Raw genomic sequence first — 657 nt, 5'->3', positions numbered from 1 at the left:
GGGATGCGCGCCGCCGGCCGTGCGGGGGGCAGCGGGCAGGGGGACCGGCTCGGGCGCGGTGCCGTGGACGCGCGCGAAGGCCGCGGTGCGCGCGATGGTTCCATCCAATCGCCCGTCCTCGAAGCGCGGCGACGCGGGAGCCTCGGGCACGGGGCAGGGCGCCAGCGCGGCGACGCTCTTGGCGGCCACGGCCTCGACGGCGAGCCAGGCACCCGCCTCTTCCGCCGCCAGATAGAACTCGATGGGAATCCGCACGGGGCGGCGGAAGGCGCGCGCCCGGCGCAGCATGCGCAGCCGGCGGAAGCCGCCGCCCTCCCGCGCCTGCAAGGAGATCTCCAGCACCGCATGCATGTTGGGTTCGGTCACCTCGGGCAGCCAGGCGGTGACGAGCAGGGGACCCTGCGGCACCGCGTCCATGCGGAAGAGGAGCGAGACGCGCGGCGAGGGTGCGTCGAGTACCAGCCGCACGCCGGGGCCGGACAGCATCTCGAAGCGTTGCGTGACTGCGGGTGGCAAGGCGCCGCCGTACAGCCCTTCGGCCAGTTCCCGCATGGCGGCTGGGATCGCACCCGCTAGGCCCGAGGGCCAGAGGGTCAGCGGATCGCCGCCGGCGGTCTCCGGCGGTGCAGGCGCGTCCTCGGGTGTGCCGTCCTCGGG

At 75.5% G+C, this 657-nt stretch carries 1 protein-coding gene; it reads right to left on the bottom strand.

Annotated features, from left to right (window positions below; genetic code table 11):
• On the bottom strand, nt 1-552 hold a 552-nt coding region (locus AC1DWF_RS35305), incomplete at its 3' end, for a hypothetical protein (protein ID WP_476843118.1).
• Between the last annotated feature and the right edge of the window lie 105 nt (nt 553-657).

The organism is Aminobacter sp. P4_D5 (assembly GCF_056401815.1).
Note: the sequence above shows the minus strand (reverse complement) of the source record. Positions and strands in the feature narration are given on the sequence as shown.